At 38.1% G+C, this 17,862-nt stretch carries 15 protein-coding genes, 2 pseudogenes and 1 riboswitch; of the genes and pseudogenes, 12 read left to right on the top strand and 5 right to left on the bottom strand.

What is annotated here, in order from left to right; genetic code table 11:
* Positions 1-19 precede the first annotated feature (19 nt).
* Positions 20-301: pseudogene (locus ABC255_RS18330) on the top strand (gas vesicle protein); the annotation flags it as partial.
* Positions 302-470: 169 nt separating this feature from the next.
* Here the strand turns inward: ABC255_RS18330 and ABC255_RS18325 are convergent.
* Positions 471-881: a VWA-like domain-containing protein gene (locus ABC255_RS18325; protein ID WP_412995720.1), complete on the bottom strand. Its 411-nt coding sequence runs from the start codon at positions 879-881 to the stop codon at positions 471-473.
* Between the two features lie 173 nt (positions 882-1,054).
* On the opposite strand from ABC255_RS18325, the gene ABC255_RS18320 reads away from it, so the two are divergent.
* From ABC255_RS18320 to ABC255_RS18290, 7 genes and pseudogenes are all read left to right on the top strand, one after another.
* Positions 1,055-2,530, top strand: a complete 1,476-nt coding sequence (locus ABC255_RS18320; RefSeq protein ID WP_412995718.1) for a helix-turn-helix domain-containing protein — start codon at positions 1,055-1,057, stop codon at positions 2,528-2,530.
* Between the two features lie 199 nt (positions 2,531-2,729).
* A complete protein-coding gene (gene hutU, locus ABC255_RS18315) occupies positions 2,730-4,403 on the top strand; it encodes a urocanate hydratase (protein ID WP_412995716.1) in 1,674 nt (557 codons plus the stop codon).
* A 12-nt stretch (positions 4,404-4,415) separates the two neighbouring features.
* Positions 4,416-5,713, top strand: a pseudogene (hutI, locus tag ABC255_RS18310) (imidazolonepropionase).
* The gene (locus tag ABC255_RS18305; RefSeq protein ID WP_412995714.1) at positions 5,685-6,692 is read left to right on the top strand and encodes an agmatinase family protein; all 1,008 of its coding nucleotides are present in this window, start codon (positions 5,685-5,687) and stop codon (positions 6,690-6,692) included. Before hutI ends, ABC255_RS18305 begins: the two are co-directional and overlap by 29 nt.
* A 151-nt stretch (positions 6,693-6,843) precedes the next feature.
* Complete coding sequence (locus tag ABC255_RS18300; RefSeq protein ID WP_412995713.1) at positions 6,844-7,626, top strand: alpha/beta fold hydrolase; 783 nt, start codon at positions 6,844-6,846, stop codon at positions 7,624-7,626.
* Positions 7,627-7,777: 151 nt separating this feature from the next.
* Positions 7,778-8,272, top strand: coding sequence for a metallophosphoesterase family protein (locus ABC255_RS18295; RefSeq protein ID WP_412995711.1), 495 nt, complete (start codon positions 7,778-7,780; stop codon positions 8,270-8,272).
* A 24-nt stretch (positions 8,273-8,296) separates the two neighbouring features.
* The gene (locus ABC255_RS18290; protein ID WP_412995709.1) at positions 8,297-8,539 is read left to right on the top strand and encodes a glutaredoxin family protein; all 243 of its coding nucleotides are present in this window, start codon (positions 8,297-8,299) and stop codon (positions 8,537-8,539) included.
* A gap of 26 nt (positions 8,540-8,565) precedes the next feature.
* Here ABC255_RS18290 and ABC255_RS18285 read toward each other — a convergent pair whose 3' ends face one another.
* Together ABC255_RS18285 and ABC255_RS18280 are read right to left on the bottom strand one after the other, a co-directional pair.
* The gene (locus tag ABC255_RS18285) at positions 8,566-9,885 is read right to left on the bottom strand and encodes a YheC/YheD family protein (protein WP_412995707.1); all 1,320 of its coding nucleotides are present in this window, start codon (positions 9,883-9,885) and stop codon (positions 8,566-8,568) included.
* Positions 9,886-10,015: 130 nt separating this feature from the next.
* The gene (locus ABC255_RS18280; RefSeq protein ID WP_412995705.1) at positions 10,016-10,144 is read right to left on the bottom strand and encodes a bacitracin ABC transporter ATP-binding protein; all 129 of its coding nucleotides are present in this window, start codon (positions 10,142-10,144) and stop codon (positions 10,016-10,018) included.
* Positions 10,145-10,226: 82 nt separating this feature from the next.
* Positions 10,227-10,368: riboswitch (cyclic di-AMP (ydaO/yuaA leader) on the top strand.
* A gap of 134 nt (positions 10,369-10,502) precedes the next feature.
* On the opposite strand from ABC255_RS18280, the gene ABC255_RS18275 reads away from it, so the two are divergent.
* Positions 10,503-12,329, top strand: coding sequence for an APC family permease (locus tag ABC255_RS18275; protein ID WP_412995703.1), 1,827 nt, complete (start codon positions 10,503-10,505; stop codon positions 12,327-12,329).
* Between the two features lie 30 nt (positions 12,330-12,359).
* Here ABC255_RS18275 and ABC255_RS18270 read toward each other — a convergent pair whose 3' ends face one another.
* Positions 12,360-12,797 (bottom strand): hypothetical protein, encoded by a 438-nt coding sequence (locus ABC255_RS18270; RefSeq protein WP_412995701.1) that lies wholly within the window; start codon positions 12,795-12,797, stop codon positions 12,360-12,362.
* Between the two features lie 185 nt (positions 12,798-12,982).
* Here ABC255_RS18270 and ABC255_RS18265 point away from each other — a divergent pair, with 185 nt between their 5' ends.
* Positions 12,983-13,789, top strand: a complete 807-nt coding sequence (locus ABC255_RS18265) for a histidinol-phosphatase (protein ID WP_412998584.1) — start codon at positions 12,983-12,985, stop codon at positions 13,787-13,789.
* Between the two features lie 138 nt (positions 13,790-13,927).
* On the opposite strand, the gene ABC255_RS18260 is transcribed toward ABC255_RS18265, so the two are convergent.
* Entirely contained in the window at positions 13,928-15,142 is a 1,215-nt protein-coding gene (locus ABC255_RS18260; protein ID WP_412995699.1) for an MFS transporter, read from the bottom strand.
* Positions 15,143-15,338: 196 nt separating this feature from the next.
* On the opposite strand from ABC255_RS18260, the gene ABC255_RS18255 reads away from it, so the two are divergent.
* Positions 15,339-16,709 (top strand): MATE family efflux transporter, encoded by a 1,371-nt coding sequence (locus tag ABC255_RS18255; RefSeq protein ID WP_412995697.1) that lies wholly within the window; start codon positions 15,339-15,341, stop codon positions 16,707-16,709.
* Positions 16,710-17,270: 561 nt separating this feature from the next.
* Positions 17,271-17,825, top strand: a complete 555-nt coding sequence (locus ABC255_RS18250; protein WP_412995695.1) for a competence protein ComK — start codon at positions 17,271-17,273, stop codon at positions 17,823-17,825.
* Positions 17,826-17,862 lie beyond the last annotated feature (37 nt).

Raw genomic sequence — 17,862 nt, 5'->3', positions numbered from 1 at the left:
GCATATTAGGAGGGATCATATGCCCATTCATCACCCGCCGCAATCATCGAATTTACTCGACGTACTTGAAAAGATTTTGGATAAAGGAGTTGTCATCGCTGGTGATATTAAAATATCATTAGCCGATGTTGATTTATTAACGATAAAAATAAGACTGCTCGTGGCCTCAGTAGATAAGGCTAGAGAAATAGGAATGGACTGGTGGGAAAAGGATCCATACTATTCCTCAAAAGGAATAATTGCCGAAAAAGAGCATTCCAATTTAATTGAAAGAATTAATCGATTAGAGCAGGTTATTGAAAAAAATGCACTGCCTCTTCCGATGGAAAGTGAGGCTTTTCCCATCCTAAGTGATGAAAGTTCATCTTCCTCTTTTCAAACGGAGGAAAGCTCATCAAATCACCACCTCCCTGATAAGCCAAAAAAGAAGGAAAAGTGAAAGAGGAGATTGGCTCCTCTTTTGCTATTTTCTATACCACTTTCATTACCTTTCCAAATGGTGCTTTAGGAACAAATTCAGTCGGAACAAGCCAATATACCTCATAAGGGACCTGCATGTCCTCCGGTAAAAAGCCAGTTAAGTCGGTGATGTAGAATACAGTTTCTATCTTTTCTTCTTCCGCCCATTCCAATGCAAGGGTATAGGAAGCTTTACCATGTGTGTAATATTTGATTTCCGTTCCCCCCGTAATTGGATCCGCACTACGGATTTTAAAATCGGCTTGAACAAGTGTTGTTTCCGGAGTTAATTCTTTAAAAAAAGTTACAATATTTGCAATGAGGTCAATTTTCGTTTCATTTGTTGAGGTATCCACGACTAAAGCTAGTTTTTTACCTTGGCGGTCCTGTATGATTTTAAGTAAATTTTTGTGCCATTTCATTTCTTGATTTTCCCCTCTCTTCAATAGTCACAAAAATTATTATGCTCATAATGAACCTATGAATTCGATTTAAATTATTGCAATTCATGTATAAGAATATTACTTGTAGATTGCTACTTAGGATGTATACTTTTATTATATTAGTAGCACTATTTTTAGATGGGGTGAGTATCATGGAAGGAAAATGGCTGATTGCCGATCGTGATTTAAATGAACGAGAAGGATTAAAATGGCTGTTAAAATCATCTTCTATCCCTGTAACAAGCATTCTATTATCCTCAAATTTTCAGGAATTTATCGTTACTTTTGAAAAAGAAACCCCGGATATCATCCTTTTAGAACTGGATATGATTAGCAGAGAGAATTGGCCAAGCTTCCGAGAGTTAATGCAGATTTATGAACCGATCGTGATAGTAACCAGTGCAGAGGCCACCTTTGAAAAAGCTCGTTTAGCGATTGAACTTCAGGCATTAGAATTGATGATTAAACCTTTTTCTGCTACCAAGGTAAAATCCACGTTTCAAAAAGCAGCAAAAGCACTTGATAAAAGACATGTTACGAAGGATGCACCTCATGTTTATAATGATTTATCATATGAGGCACTATTTATTTCCGAGCCAGCTGTTTTAGAGGATCATAAAATTGCAGTATTTAAAATTGAAAATAACGATAATGTTGGAATGTTATATTCCTTTTTGTCAGACTATCCATTTAGGGAACTTCATGGTATTTTCCCTTTAAGCGATCGGGTTGTTCTTTTGTTTAAAGAAACATGCCAAAATAGTAAACAGCAATGCCAAAAAGCGATGAGAAGGTGGGAAGATGAATTCTCCGACCCGCTTGCAGTTGTAGTCAGGAATGAAAAATCACCACACATCAGTCTCAATGAAAAATTTCTAGAAACACAAAAAATGCTGGAGCTTACCTATTATCATGGATATCGGCAAATTATTGAGTTTGAGAATACAGCAGACTTGGTACATATCGATCCCTTTTTGACTCCTCCGGAACAGAGGGCTTGGGTGGACATGCTCGTAAATAATGACATAGAAGGTATAAAAACATGGTTATATGATGAATTTGTCCAATTAGGGGATCACTATCCAGATCCGGGATTGGTAAGAATTAGGCTTACGAGTATTCTCGCACAAATAAGACGATTCATGAAAACCTACGATTTAGATGAACAGCATAGCTATGAAAAAGAGTACCGATATATTTTCCATTCAATTTTGTATGATAGTGTTCTCTATCAGTCTGTACAAAATCTAATTCTGTTTATTCAAAAGATATTTTTGGGTGCCGATTCCAGCCGACAAATGGTTAAACAGAATCCGATTGAGCGTGGTATTTCCTTTATTGAGTCCAATTTTTCAAACCATGAATTAAAGCTTGAGGATGTGGCTAAATACGTCGATAGGAATCCATCCTATTTCAGTCATTTGCTACTTTCAAAAACAGGCCGAAGCTTTACGCAAATTCTATCAGGTATCAGAATAAAAGAAGCAAAAAGGTACCTGCTTGAGACCAGTAAGCCTGTAAAGGAAATTTCCTACTTAACCGGATATCATAATCCGAACTACTTTAGCAGAACTTTTAAGGAAATGGTCGGAGTTTCCCCGAGAGAATTTCGATTGAATAAGGGATAAGTAGATGAGATTCAGAGACAACTGAATCTTATTTTTTTCTAAAAAATTTCCTATTTCCTAAAAATAGTGAAGTTTTAGGCTAAAAATAAACGAGTTATATCTATAGATAGTGCTGTTTTTCTAGTGAATGCTTTGTATTTTTCTGAAGATTTTATTTTTATAATGAAGGAGTGAAAAAGTATTTAAGGGAGTGAGAATAATGGAAGCAAACAGTGCAAAAACAAGAGTGATTAAAAATTATAAAGGGACAGAATTACATGCAAAAGGCTGGATCCAAGAGGCTGCACTTCGGATGCTGATGAACAATCTTGACCAGGATGTAGCTGAGCGACCTGAGGACTTAGTGGTGTACGGTGGAATCGGAAAGGCTGCACGTAACTGGGAAGCATATGAAGCAATTGTTCAATCTTTGCTTGAATTAGAAAGTGATGAAACACTGTTAATTCAGTCTGGTAAGCCAGTTGCGGTTTTTAAATCACATAAGGACGCTCCCCGTGTATTATTAGCAAACTCCAATTTAGTGCCGGCTTGGGCGAATTGGGAGCATTTCCACGAATTAGATAAAAAAGGCTTAATGATGTACGGACAAATGACAGCAGGCAGCTGGATCTATATTGGAACGCAGGGAATTGTCCAAGGAACGTATGAAACGTTTGCGGAGTTGGCTCGCCAGGAATTCAGCTGTTCATTAAAACATACGATTACATTAACAGCGGGACTTGGCGGCATGGGCGGCGCACAACCATTAGCAGTAACGATGAATGATGGTGTATGCCTAGCGATTGATGTTGATGAAACTAGAGTGGATCGCAGAATTGAAACCGCTTACCTTGATGTGAAAACGTGCGATTTAGAAGAGGCTATTAAACTTGCTATGGAGGCAAAGAAAGCTGGAAAGGCATTATCAATCGGTCTGATTGGAAACGCAGCTGAGTTGTTGCCGATTATGATTCAAAAAGGGTTTAGCCCGGATGTGCTAACAGACCAAACGTCTGCTCATGATCCGTTAAACGGCTATGTTCCTGTTGGTTACAGTTTAGAAGAAGCAAAGACTCTAAGAAAAGAAGATCCTGTAAAATACGTAAAGCTCTCGAAGCAAAGTATGGCAATCCACGTTAAGGCAATGCTGACAATGCAAGAAAGAGGTGCAGTAACTTTTGATTACGGGAATAACATCCGTCAGGTGGCTAAGGATGGAGGAGTGGAAAATGCGTTTGATTTCCCTGGCTTCGTGCCGGCTTATATTCGTCCATTATTTTGCGAAGGAAAAGGACCTTTCCGCTGGGCTGCGTTGTCTGGGGACCCTGAGGATATTCGAAAAATTGATGAAGTCCTGCTTCGTGAATTCAAGGATGATGAGCACCTTTGTAAATGGGTGAGACTGGCTCAGGAAAAAATCAGCTTCCAAGGACTTCCCGCTCGAATTTGCTGGCTTGGATATGGAGATCGTGCACGTTTAGGAAAAATCATTAATGACCTGGTGGCATCTGGTGAAGTATCGGCGCCGATTGTTATAGGGCGTGATCACTTAGATGCAGGCTCTGTGGCCTCACCTAACCGGGAAACAGAAGGAATGAAGGATGGAAGTGACGCAGTTTCTGACTGGCCAATACTAAATGCGATGATCAATGCAGTTGGCGGTGCCAGTTGGGTTTCGCTCCACCATGGCGGCGGTGTAGGAATGGGATATTCTCAGCATTCTGGAATGGTTATTGTAGCAGATGGTACAAAGGAAGCAGAAGTTCGTTTACAACGAGTATTAACCACGGATCCTGGGATGGGCGTTGTTCGTCATGCCGACGCAGGTTATGAACTTGCGATTAAGACAGCAAAGGAAAAAGGCATTAAAATGCCAATGTTAAATCAAGATTAAAGAGGTGATTAGGTGAATAAGCCAATTTTTATTAGAAATGCTTCTCAGATCGTGACCTTAAAGGGAAGTTCAGATGCTCCCCTTGTAAAGGAAGCCATGTCGGAGTTAGGAATCATTGAGAATGGCAGCATATGGATGGAGAACGGGGTCATTTGTGATATAGGAAGTGATGAGGAGCTTTTTGAAAAATATGAAGACCGTCTGGGTGAAGCGGAGATAGTAGACGCAAGTGGAAAGCTTGTCACACCAGGTTTAGTTGACCCTCACACTCATCTTGTATTTGCTGGAAGCAGAGAAAATGAGTTTAATATGAGGCTTCAAGGTGCCACCTACATGGAAATTATGAATAGCGGCGGCGGAATTCATGCCACTACGAGAAGAACAAAGTCAGCCTCTTATGAAGAGCTTTTTGAAGAGAGCTTTGAGCGCTTAAATCAATTCCTGCGCCACGGGGTGACAACGGTTGAAGCGAAAAGCGGTTATGGGATGGAGTGGGAAACGGAGCTTAAGCAGCTTGAAGTCGCGAAAATGCTTAACGAAAAACATGTTATCGATGTAGTTCCCACCTTTATGGGCGCACACGCCGTACCAAAAGAGTATAAAGACAATCCTGATGCATTTGTTAATATACTGATTGATGAAATGATTCCCAAGGTAGCTGAGAAGGGATTGGCTGAATTTAATGATGTTTTTTGTGAATATGGTGTTTTTACCCCTGATCAATCAAAGCGGATCCTTGAAGCAGGAAAGAGAAACGGATTAATACCGAAGATACATGCGGATGAAATTGAACCTTATGAAGGGGCAGAACTTGCCGCCGAGGTTGGAGCGATATCTGCAGATCATTTATTAAGTGCGTCTGAAAAAGGCATGAAAGCGATGGCGGAAAAAGGTGTGGTCGGGGTGCTGCTGCGGGGACAGCTTACTTTTTAATGGCGGAATCAGCAAACGGGAGAAAAATGATTGATTTGGGTGTGCCGGTTGCATTGTCCACAGACTGTAACCCTGGTTCATCTCCAACTGTATCCTTGCCATTTATTATGAATCTAGGCTGCTTAAAAATGGGGATGACTCCTGCGGAGGTAATTTCCGCAGCAACCATTAATGCAGCACATGCGATTAATCGTGGTCGTGAAATTGGCAGTTTAGAAGTTGGGAAAAAAGCCGACATAACGATGTTTAATGTTGATAATTATATGAAGCTACAATACTCCTATGGAGTCAATCATACGGACACTGTTGTCAAAAACGGAAGGGTAGTTCTCAAGGGAGGTCGTTTAATTGAAGAGCTTTCTTTATCCGAAAATTAATCCTCCTAGCTTTACATGGGTACGACCTGAAAACGGGGCAGGGGAGAAGGTTCATGAATGGATTCAGCCAATCATGACTTTGAATGATTTTGAAAAGAGTAGGGAGGCCGAGGTTGTGATCCTCGGTGTTCCTTTGTCTCGTTCTTCGATAAGTGCTTCTGGCGCATCAGAATTCCCCGATGCCTTTAGACGTTCTTGGCGGAGCTTTGCCACCTACAATCTTGATGATGATGTCGATTTGGCCGAATTGACAGCACTTGACGTCGGGGACGTTCCGATGCATGTCACGGATATTGGTAAGTGTCATGAAAATATTGTTGAAGCCTCTGCCGCTTTACATCAACAATTCCATAATTCGAAGGTTTGTGCAATTGGCGGAGACCACTCCATCACAGCGATGATGGTGAAGGGAATGAAGCAGGCAAAGCCTTTAGATAAAATTGGGATACTGCAATTTGACACCCATTTTGATTTGCGTGACATGTCAGATAATGGACCATCTAACGGAACACCAATGCGAAATTTAATTGAGAGCGGTGTTGTGGAAGGCAGCAATATGTACAACATTGGTCTTCATGGATTTTTTAATACAAAGGATTTAAAACAGTATGCGGATGAAAAAGGAGTCAACTATGTTACACTCCGTACAGCACGGAAAAAGGGGATTGAGGAAACGGTTCAGCATTGCTTAGAAGAATTATCTTCGAAGGTGGATACCATTTATTTAACCGTTGATATGGATGTCTTAGATATTGCCTATGCCCCAGGGGTGCCGGCATCAACGCCAGGGGGCATGACAACTGTAGAACTGCTAGAAGGGGTACTAGCAGTAGGCCGCCATCCAAAAGTAAACGCAATGGACATCGTCTGCCTCGACCCATTAAAAGACACACTCGTCCAGCCAACCGTTAAACTAGGAACACACATATTCCTTACTTTCCTAACGGGAGTCATACTTCGACAAAGTGATAGCAACTAGATAGCACATAATAGCTAGTTGCTATCTTGGGTGACAGGCACCACTAAAACACAAATGTCCGCCTCGAGTGGACATTTTGTGTTGAAGAATGAATTTTGGGTGTTATGAGAATACTACCATTTTATAGGATTTTTTGTTTGGGGTGATTCTCATGGCGATGTTGGAGTTGGATGGTGTTAGCTTATATTTTTCTGTTAAGGGTGAAGGCACACCGATTGTTTTTATCCATCCACCGTTATTAACAAATGAAAATTTTAGATATCAACGTGCTGTATTATCACATGCTTATAAAGTAATAACGTTTGATATTAGAGGACATGGAAGAAGCCAGTATTCTCCCAGACCAATAACTTATCACTTAATTACCGAAGATATAACTCGGTTATTAGATCATTTAGGAATAAATAAAGCCTTCCTTTGCGGCTATTCAACAGGTTCCTCTCTGGCATTAGAGTTTTTGTTAAATTATCCGGACAGAGCCTTAGGTGCTATACTAGTCAGTGGAATGTCTGAATCTAGTGATTTTTATTTGCGCCAAAGAATTTCTTTAGCTGTGAAACTCGCAATGCCAACTGCTTTTCCGATTCTTGCTAAAGCGATTACTTACGGTAATGCTGATTCTAACGAGACATTTAAAACATTGTACGATGCAGCAGTAAAAGGTGACATCAGAAATATTAAAGAATATTTTCAATATAGCTTAAATTATAATTGTACAGATCAGCTAAAACATATTAATTATCCAATATTATTGGTTTATGGGAAGAAAGACAAATCTTTTTATCGGTATGCGAGTCTCCTAAAAGAAAAATTGCCATGCAGTGATTTAAACTTCATTGATAACGAAAAACATCAAATTCCTACAAAAGCTTCTGCTGAATTAAATCGATTGATTGCACATTTTGTAGAGGGACATAATAATAATTTTTTTTAAAAATTCAGGAAATTAAGAATATATTTCTTGGGAAAGCGCAAGAATAGACATTTCTGGCAGTTATTTGTCAAAAAATGTTGTTGTTTTCACATTGGAAGGAACTATCATAACTTTAAATTTTAATGCTTTTCAGAAAATAAGAGGGATAAGAATGAAAATTGTTGTACTTTCAGATACACATCTACCAAAACGGAAAAATGGATTGCCTGATAGGTTATTAGAAGAATTAAAGGATGCCGAATTGATCATCCATGCGGGTGACTGGCTGACGATAGATGTTTATCACCAGCTGCGGGCGTATGGAAGAGTTGAGGGTGTTTATGGGAACGTGGATCATGAAGATATAATCGGATTACTATCTTCAAAAAAGATAGTAGAAGCAGGCGGTTTTAGATTTGGCATTACACATGGACACGGGAAGGGAAAAACAACAGAAAAACGTGCCATTGTAGAATTTGAGGGAGAGAACGTAGACTGTATTATCTATGGACATTCTCATATTCCTGTAAAGAGGTATGAAGGAAATCTATTAATTTTTAACCCAGGTTCGCCAACCGACAAAAGAAGACAAAAGTTGTTTTCCTTTGGGGTACTCACCTTAAGTGATAAAATAACAGCAGAACATATTTTTTTTAATGAAGAGTAGCAACGGTTGGAAGGAGAGGAACCAATGGAAAAAGGAGTTATCGTTTATACGACAAACGACTGTATTGAGTGCACAATGGTCAAAAAAGTACTTACTGAGGAAGGCATTCCTTATGAGGTTAGAGATATATCAATAAACGCCGAATACCAACAAGAAGTAGAGAAATACGGCTTTCTAGGCGTTCCGGTAACGGTGTTAGGAAATAAAGCAGTAAAGGGTTTTACGAATGAATTAAAGGAAATTATCGAAACAGCAAAAAAGAGCTAATGTCCTAGTTAGCTCTTTTCGCTATATTAAAATCCTGCTAGTTTTCTACCATAAAGCATATTGGTTTTAAGAATCCCATAGTATAGATCCGGATCTCCAGCTACTAACGCAATATCGTGTGAGGGGTTGCAGTGATCAATCTCTGAAATCCAGATATCACCTAATTCTCCAACCGTAATATCAACAGCTGCATTTGCCAAATGCACGCCGGTACCTTCTAATTCATTTACAATATCAATCGCTATTTGGTTCAATTCTTCATAAGTTAAGGAAGCGTGTAAATCGCTTTGCTGTAAGAAATCTTTTACGATCTCTTTTTCAAATTTGACTAAAGGCATTAATTTACCATCGTTCTTTACTGATTGGTCGCCTCTCGTAAATGAGCCCATTACCTGCCATTGCCCTGAGTGGTTTTTGACCGTAATAAACCTTACAGTAATCGTTCGATAACCGGTTACATCTATGGATTCTTGGATGATATATTCTCCATCTTTAAAATATTTACTAAAGATAGAATAAGCCTGATCTCGATTATTAAATCGATAATTCTTTGATTCCATATTTGTTAAATTTGTTATCAAGAGAGAGTTTGAATCTTTTAATAATACTCTATAGGCATGCCGATTGGCGCTGTTTAGAGGCTTCACCGTTAAATTAGGAAATTTCTTTAAAAAGTAGTATAAATCTTGAGGTGAACCATAAAGATTGGTATCGGGAAGATAACATTTTACCCCGATTGAGCTTGCCAATTTCTTGTGGATACTCCATCGATTTAGAAAGAAATCATTAAAAACCACATTGCCAATGATGGATTTAAAATGCTGTATCCATGCGGTGCTGACAGAAGAAGTCATCACAAAAATAGAGGATGGATATGGGTAGGTTCCTTCTTCCCATTGTTTTGTTCGAGGATTATAAAGATAGCCTTTGACGAGATGGTTGACTTTATCAACTTGGTCAAGAGAAAAGACAAGTATGGCACCCTTAATTTCATGATAAAGTAAAACATAATCACGTAGATGATCGAGATATTTCTTAATCGAGCTTTGATAATATCCTGCAAGTAAACCAATAAAGGGTCCAATTTGTATTTCATTGCCATTCTGCATGATTTCAAGACTGCAATGCTGTGGTATATTCAGCATGTCCAAAATATCTTCAGATAGGCTTGCCCCATTTAGAGGCAGTTCATCAGAAATGTCTACAATAGATTGATAGGTCTTTGCACCAAATCTGATTTTTCTAGCCGTAATTTGAGTTATTCCCATAGATTCTGCTAACTTGGGATGCAACGTTAAAATCCCACTGTTAGTGGTGTTTCTTGATAGCAGAATAACATTTTCCATTCTTATTCCCCCCAACCATAATACTGGATAAGTTATTATATGTACCAATAACAAAGATTGTCTTAAAAATGGGGGGGATTCTAACAATTTGGACATGTGTACCATTGTTATTGTGAAATATGTTTGATGGCTAATCGTCTTCCTTATAATTTTTTTTATCTTCGTTTTGATCAACAGGGCGGCCGTATTGCTCATTGATTTCATTAGCCAATTCATCTAAAAATTCATCTGTCAAAAGCGGCTTTTTCTTTTTAGACATATATATTTCTCCAATCTATATTTTTTTAAAAAATTTTGATTTACATTTGAGAAACACAGGAGTATGATAATCACAGTTTCATATTTCTAAATCGCTGAGACCAAATTGGTGCGGGGGACCCATTCATATGGATAGTATATCCAAGGGGTGAATCCTTTAAAAGGTAGGGCTACTCAATGGCCCGAATCCGACAGCTAACCTCGTAAGCGTTAATGAGAAGGAAGGTGGAGCTTGTTAGGCAGTTAATTCATGTCTGCAGGTCTATTTAACTTTGACTTGCAGGCATTTTTTTGTGCTTTTTAAGCAAGATAAGAACAGAGAAAAAATATCTTTATAGAAATCACGGTGGTGCAGATACATGGTATCTTCAATTAAAAGATTATTAATTGGCAGACCTTTAAAGTCAACAGAATTAGGGGAACAAAAGCTCAATAAAACAAAAGCGCTGGCAATCCTATCATCTGACGCATTATCATCGGTTGCGTATGGGCCAGAACAAATCCTAATTGTCCTCGTAACAATAGGTGCAGCTGCATTTTGGTATTCACTTCCGATTGCAATCGGTGTATTAGTTTTATTAGCAGCATTAATTTTATCTTATCGACAAATTATTTTTGCCTACCCGCATGGTGGAGGAGCGTATGTAGTATCAAAAGAAAATTTAGGTATCAATTATGGGTTAATATCGGGTGGGTCATTACTTGTTGACTATATTTTAACAGTAGCTGTTAGTGTATCTGCTGGAACCGATGCCTTAACATCCGCCTTTCCAGCACTGCATGACCATAATGTGGGTATTGCGATTATTTTTGTCATATTTATTACTACTTTAAACTTAAGAGGTGTAACGGAGTCTGCTTCTATTTTAGCATATCCTGTCTATTTATTCGTGCTCGCTTTATTTATTTTAATTGGTGTGGGACTCTTTAATATTTTTACAGGTCAGGTTCCAGCAGAATTGCATACACCAGTTGGAACTCCTATTGCAGGGATATCATTATTTCTTCTTTTAAGGGCATTTGCATCAGGTAGTTCTGCTCTTACAGGAGTTGAGGCGATATCAAATGCGATTCCAAACTTTAAAGATCCAGCTCCAAATAATGCTGCTAAAACTTTGGCGGCAATGGGAGGATTACTGGCGGTTTTATTTTCGGGAATTGTATTGTTAGCCTATTACTATGGTATTACTCCGAATGAAAAGGTTACCGTGGTTTCTCAAATTGCGGAGCAGACATTTGGACGAAACTTTATGTATTTCTTTATTCAAGGCACAACTGCTTTAATCTTAATTCTTGCTGCAAATACAGGTTATACAGCTTTTCCATTGCTGGCAGTCAATCTTGCAAATGATAAATTTATACCTAGAATGTTTAAAATCAGAGGTGACCGATTAGGGTACTCAAATGGTATTATTACATTAGGTTTAGCTTCAATCTTATTAATTATCTTTTTCAAAGGACAAACGGAGCACTTAATACCACTTTATGCGGTTGGGGTCTTCATTCCGTTTACCTTGTCCCAAACGGGGATGATGTTAAAATGGCTTCGTGAGAAGCCTCAGGGCTGGGTATCTAAGCTTATCATTAATACGATGGGTGCTATTATCTGCTTTGTTGTTACGATCATGTTCTTTTTAACAAAGTTTGCGCAGGTGTGGCCAGTTTTGGTGTTCTTACCTGTAATAGTTTATATTTTTTACCGAATTAGAAAGCATTATGAAGCAGTGGGAGAGCAGCTAAGATTAAATTGTGAGGACCCTGCAGTTCCAATTGAAGGGAACGTAATTATTGTTCCAGTGGCAGGGATTACCCAAGTGGTAGAAAACTCATTGAATTATGCAAAATCACTTGGTGCGGATCAAGTACTTGCGGTCTATGTTTCCTTTGAAAGAGACGATGAAAAGAAATTCGAAGAAAAATGGAATAAATGGCAGCCGGATGTAAGGCTCGTCACCCTGCACTCCCATTACAGGAGTATCATTCAGCCACTGACAAAGTTTGTGGATACGGTTCAGCATAAGGCCGGTGAAGCCAATTACAGGGTCACAGTGATCATTCCACAATTTATACCGAAAAAAGGCTGGCACAATATTCTGCACAACCAATCAAGCTTACTTATCAAAGCATACCTGTTATATAGAAGAAATGTTATTATTACAACCGTCCCATATCATCTAAAAAAATAATCAAAGAGCAGCTTCCATTTTGGGAGCTGCTCATTTTTTACTTTCAGAATTAGTGAAGATACATCCTGGAACCTCAAATGTTCGACCATTCGCAGCAGTTAAAGAGATGGAACAGATGGCATTACCAATGATGGTCTCATGTAGAAAATGTATGTTTGAAAGAATGGCATTGTCATGAAAGTTGACTCCGGAGGCTTGTCCTTCCACTGTTAAGATTATACCGATACCGCCGCCTGATACGGGTTCACAAGTTGGGATACCAGGTGCAGCGGATTTAAAAACAAAGCTGTTATTTTGATTTAAATCGTCACCATAGAGAATGGAAATAAAACTGTTCTTGGCTGTACAATCAACTTCACAAATTCGTGCAGATATAGTAATTTTGCCTCTAGATGAAAATCGATCGATTAAGGTTTCGACTGGTACCGCAGATGCGGTTACTTTTGCACGACAATTACAAATATCCATAAAACACCTCTCATTCACAATATTACTTATATATATGAATCAGCTTGTCTTTTGGTTTGGACAAGGAGTAGGGTAAAATGGAAATGTACAACCTAAATTCATTATTAGGGTAGAATTTTTAGTAATATGGATTTGATTGAAATTACCATAGTATGGGAAAATATGGAGAGGTGATAAATAAAATGTTGAAATTTGATTTACATACCCATCATGATCGTTGTGGCCATGCAAGGGGAGGAATTCGAGATTATATCGAAGCAGGTATAAAAAAGGGGTTAAATATCATCGGAATCTCCGACCATACCCCGTATTTTTCAAGTAAAGAAGATCATCCCTTTCCTCACATAACCATGGCAACAAGTCAATTTCCTGAATATGTAGAGGAAATCCTAAAGTTACAACAAGAGTATACTGGAAAAATTGATGTCCTATTAGGAATTGAGGCAGATTTCTTTCCTGATTCTGTAGACAAATACCGTCCTCACTTTGATCGATATCCATTTGATTATATTATTGGATCTGTTCATCATGTAGATGGAGTGAGCATTTTTAAGCAGGACCGCTGGGAAGGGCTGAGTTCTAAAGAACAAATACGTACGAAGGAGGCCTATTATTCATTAATTGAGCAATCTGCGCGCAGCGGCATGTATCAAATTCTTGGTCATATTGATGCAATGAAAGGTTTCTATCCTGAATTTTCAAATATTCAAACTGCTGCAGTCGAACACACCTTAAAGGTCATAGCGGAATGCGATGTAGCTATTGAAATCAACACCTCAGGAAAAACCAAATACGTGGGAGGCTGGTATCCAGCAGATGACATATTAGTAATGGCACTTCATCACGGAGTAAAAGTCACTTTTGGCTCTGATGCCCATGACCCAGAGCGAGTCGGAGACGAATTCGAAATCGTCCAAGCCCGCCTCAAAGAAATAGGCTTCAAAGAATGGGTCTACTTTAAAGGACGAAAGAGATATACAGTAAATATATGAATAAATACGAATAAATGCATAAATGGTGAAAACTCTGTTTTCACATCGGTGACAGGCACCAAAAAGGCACCAAAAAAGTAATGGAAAATTATTCCATTACTTTTTTGTTTTTTATTTTCAATTTACTAGAAAAAATTGCTAATTTTTTACTAACAATGCTTTTGTGAATTTCCTAGTACGTAAATACATAAGAAGAAATACAAAGGCACTTCCGATCCTCATAAAGGAATTCAGCTCCATTGATTTTTGTATGCCCAGTCCTTCTAGCAGCATAATACCAATCTGAGGGGCTATGAAGGCGACAAAGGAAAGGAGCACATTATAAGAGGTGATACAATATGTTCTGGTTTCTTCTGGTGATTGTTCCAGCAAAAGGTTAAACAATAAGAGTACAACTCCAGAAATGAAAAATCCGGATAATGCTTGTACACAAGTTAAATAGAATAGATTGGTAGACAGCACTGTAAGAAATGGAACAAGCGCCATACCTAGCGCAGCCCATACCAGTGTTAGGGTATTAGATCTTGCCTCTGCCCATTTTTTCCACAAAGGGAAGGTAAAGATTTGCACTAACTGACATGCTACCGAAAAGATACTTATCCAAAGAATGGTGGCTTCTGCGATTCTAACATGATAAATATTGAATATCCCCCAGGACATCTGCCAGGTGAAATTAAAGCAGAGTGCCGCAATCAGGAACCATTTGTATCCATGATCTTTAAAAATCGACCAATCCATCGAAGATTTTTTTGTAGTCGTTACGGCTTGGACTGACTCTTTATGTTTCATTAAGAAAAACACTTCAAGTAATCCACAAAGTAAGGCTGTGAAAAATAACCACTGATAGGCGGTTGCATTATTTGTTTGGTTCTTCATGAAAATCCCAATAATAAGTGTGGAAATCATACCAGCAATCGTCAATAACCGGTTCCGATCACTAAAAAAAGAACCTCTTCGTTCGTCTTTGATCATACCGCTAATTAAAGTTTGCCAGCCAATGTTAGCAATGGTGGCGGGGACATTCATGAATGCGATAATAATTAAGAATACCCATGCCTGGTAAGAAGAAGTGATATAAACAACCCCGATGAGCAGCAAAAATAATAGTCGAGCACCTAATACTGCCATGGCAACCGTTTTTTTCTGCGACTGCAGCCGATTTAACAGAATTGCCGCAGGAATGGTCATCAAAAGCGCAATCAGAGGTGGAAGTGAACTAATTAATCCAACTTGATAGTTGGTAGCTCCAAGAATCGAGATAGCAAAGATGGGATAGAAGTTACTTGCAAGATTGATTGCAATGGTAGAAACCATTCCATGATAGATACTAATCTTTTCATTATAGGTACGCACTTTTTCTTCACCAGTTTCTCTATTAATCGATAACGATATTATTATACTACGGTATCCGAAATTTCTATATAATACTTTTGAAAATTATTTGGCAAATAAAAATACCGCTTCTTGCAACAAATAATACTCAAGTTAGCCCAAATCAAGTATAATAAAACTTTGGCTTTGATATATCAATATTTCTAGGAGTTTTTATATGAATCAGACTTTTACATTAAAGGAAAAGACAAAACAAATTTTTGTCATGCTTATACCGATTTTAATCACTCAGCTCGGGATGTTTTCGATGGTGTTTTTCAACAATATTATGTCAGGAAAATATAGCTCCTCTGACCTAGCCGCTGTGGCAATTGGCTCGTCAATCTGGAGCCCGATATTTACTGGTATAAGTGGAATTCTGCTAGCAGTTTCTCCAATAGCAGCTCAACGCTTCGGGGAAAAAAGGAGCAGGGAAGTGGCTTCGGTTGTAAGACATGGACTCTATATTTCCGTTATAATTACCATTATCGTCATCATGCTGGGTGTATTCTTTTTAAATCCACTTTTAGATAAGATGAATCTTCCAAGTGACGTACAGGAAACCGCTTTTGACTACTTGGTTGGTCTTAGCTATGGAATTCTTCCGCTATTTATCTTTAACGTGCTTAGGTCATTTATCTATTCATTAGGAAAAACAAGGGTAGTAATGTATATCTTGCTCTTGTCATTACCCATTAATTTCTTTTTGAATTTTGTATTGATTTTTGGCTATTGGGGTTTCCCGGAACTTGGCGGAGCAGGTGCCGGCTATGCCACCTCCATCACGGAATGGATAATAACTGGAATGACTGTGTTCATTGTAAAAACACAGCAACCATATTCAGACTTTGCTGTGTTTGAGAATTTGAAGAAATTTTCATTAGCAGAGTGTAAGGAAATACTGAAAATTGGTGTACCAATGGGATTATCAACATTCTTTGAAACAAGCATGTTTGCAGTCGTAACCATTCTATTAAGTAAATTTAATGTTACAACGATCGCAGCCTATCAATCAGCATTAAACATCGTTTCTTTCCTTTATATGATTCCAATTAGCATATCGATGGCACAAACGGTACTTGTAAGTTATGAAGTAGGGGCACGAAGATACAAGGACGCAAAAAGCTACAGCTGGTTAGGTATTTATCTTGCTATCATAATAGCACTCATTACCGGGGTGCTGGTGGTTCTATTCCGTTACCAAGTGGCTGGATTTTACTCGAATGAAACAGAAGTCATTAATTTAACGGCGCATTTCTTAATCTTTGCGTTGTTCTTCCAAATCAGTGATGCCATTCAAGTAACAGCACAAGCGGCATTACGGGGATATAAAGATGTCAATCTTGCCTTTGTCATGACTTTAATAGCGTACTGGTTAATTTGCCTTCCAGTTGGCTACGTACTTGCAAACTTTACAGGATTAGGAGCAACAGGCTATTGGCTGGGACTAACCGCGGGCTTGTTAGCAGCTGGAATCGCCTTATCGTGGAGACTGATCTACATCCAAAAACGAAAATTCATAGAGACACATAAACTAGAAGCAGTATAATAAATCACATAAAAATATTATGTAAACAAAGAGATAACAAAAAATCTTACTCTATAACAGGGTAAGATTTTTTCTATTTCTCAGAGAAATAGGTAAATATGTATTTTATGTGCATTTATGAATTTTCAGTTAACAGCTAGAAAGGTTAATTTAAATGAGCTAATATTCTGCTTAAATAGATGGAATTCGTAGGTTAAGTTATTGTCGAACCATGTTTTTTTATAGAAAAACATTTGTCGAAAATAAATAAAGATTCATTATACTTTCAAAGTAAATGTTCGTCAATATAGTTTAGTAACATTAATAATTTGATCGGGGCAACCAATAAATTATTTTTATATAACAGATTTACTTTCTATCTTCTAGTAAAATATACTATTTTTGAGGAGGTATTTTGTGGAAATAAATGAGGGAAACATGGAAAATAATAACGCCCTTGGGTAAAGGTCTTGCCGGAACGAAACCCAAGGGCAAAGTAAGTTGAGTATACAACTTTATCGTTAGTATACTCTTATTCTTAAAATAATCAACACTATTACTAGAAAAGAGGATTATTAATTTATGGACATAAGGGATACGCACCTAATTAATGAAATGACGGTCTTACTAACTGGTGAATACAATGATCGAGGAGAATTATGGTCAAGAGTAATTGAGGGGGAAGAAACTTTCCTCGTTAGAAAGAGTCCAATTACTGTAATCGAGGAAACCTTATTGCATTTGGGGTCAAATTTCCTTGGAGCCCGCCGCAGTGCAAAATACTTGCTTACTCCAACAAGGATGCATCCTATAAGCGTGAATCCGCAGATGGGCATTTTATTGTTTCCTACAAAAAATATGAAATGCCATTGCAATATCTGGTTTTCACTTATTCATGTAAAAACAACAAATCCTGTTGGAATCAATCAAATTGAAGTTTTAACGAGTTTTGGTCATACGATACTAATCGATATGTCGCTAAGAGCCTTTAACAACAAGCGGCAAAAGGCAGTTCAACTTCAAGAAGCCATTACCAATAATTTGAATTGTCCCTTAAATTTCTATGTCGAACCTAAGAAGGGCTTTTATATTAGTAAGAACCCAAAAGAAAATAATTACTCGCTTGAGAAAAAATAATGACAGAGAGCAGCTTCCTTATTGGAGGCTGCTCTCT

This window comes from Neobacillus canaveralius (assembly GCF_047237705.1).
GTDB classification, from domain to species: domain Bacteria; phylum Bacillota; class Bacilli; order Bacillales; family Cytobacillaceae; genus Neobacillus; species Neobacillus niacini_K.
Note: the sequence above shows the minus strand (reverse complement) of the source record. Positions and strands in the feature narration are given on the sequence as shown.

Excerpts from the sequence above, each read along its gene's own strand:
- ABC255_RS18255 (WP_412995697.1), top strand. The coding sequence starts at position 15,339 with ATGAATCAGACTTTTACATTAAAGGAAAAGACAAAACAAATTTTTGTC.
- ABC255_RS18280 (WP_412995705.1), bottom strand. The coding sequence starts at position 10,144 with ATGTCTAAAAAGAAAAAGCCGCTTTTGACAGATGAATTTTTAGATGAA.
- ABC255_RS18325 (WP_412995720.1), bottom strand. The coding sequence starts at position 881 with ATGAAATGGCACAAAAATTTACTTAAAATCATACAGGACCGCCAAGGT.
- hutU (WP_412995716.1), top strand. The coding sequence starts at position 2,730 with ATGGAAGCAAACAGTGCAAAAACAAGAGTGATTAAAAATTATAAAGGG.
- ABC255_RS18300 (WP_412995713.1), top strand. The coding sequence starts at position 6,844 with ATGGCGATGTTGGAGTTGGATGGTGTTAGCTTATATTTTTCTGTTAAG.
- ABC255_RS18285 (WP_412995707.1), bottom strand. The coding sequence starts at position 9,885 with ATGGAAAATGTTATTCTGCTATCAAGAAACACCACTAACAGTGGGATT.
- ABC255_RS18290 (WP_412995709.1), top strand. The coding sequence starts at position 8,297 with ATGGAAAAAGGAGTTATCGTTTATACGACAAACGACTGTATTGAGTGC.
- ABC255_RS18250 (WP_412995695.1), top strand. The coding sequence starts at position 17,271 with ATGGACATAAGGGATACGCACCTAATTAATGAAATGACGGTCTTACTA.
- ABC255_RS18295 (WP_412995711.1), top strand. The coding sequence starts at position 7,778 with ATGAAAATTGTTGTACTTTCAGATACACATCTACCAAAACGGAAAAAT.
- ABC255_RS18275 (WP_412995703.1), top strand. The coding sequence starts at position 10,503 with ATGGTATCTTCAATTAAAAGATTATTAATTGGCAGACCTTTAAAGTCA.
- ABC255_RS18270 (WP_412995701.1), bottom strand. The coding sequence starts at position 12,797 with ATGGATATTTGTAATTGTCGTGCAAAAGTAACCGCATCTGCGGTACCA.
- ABC255_RS18320 (WP_412995718.1), top strand. The coding sequence starts at position 1,055 with ATGGAAGGAAAATGGCTGATTGCCGATCGTGATTTAAATGAACGAGAA.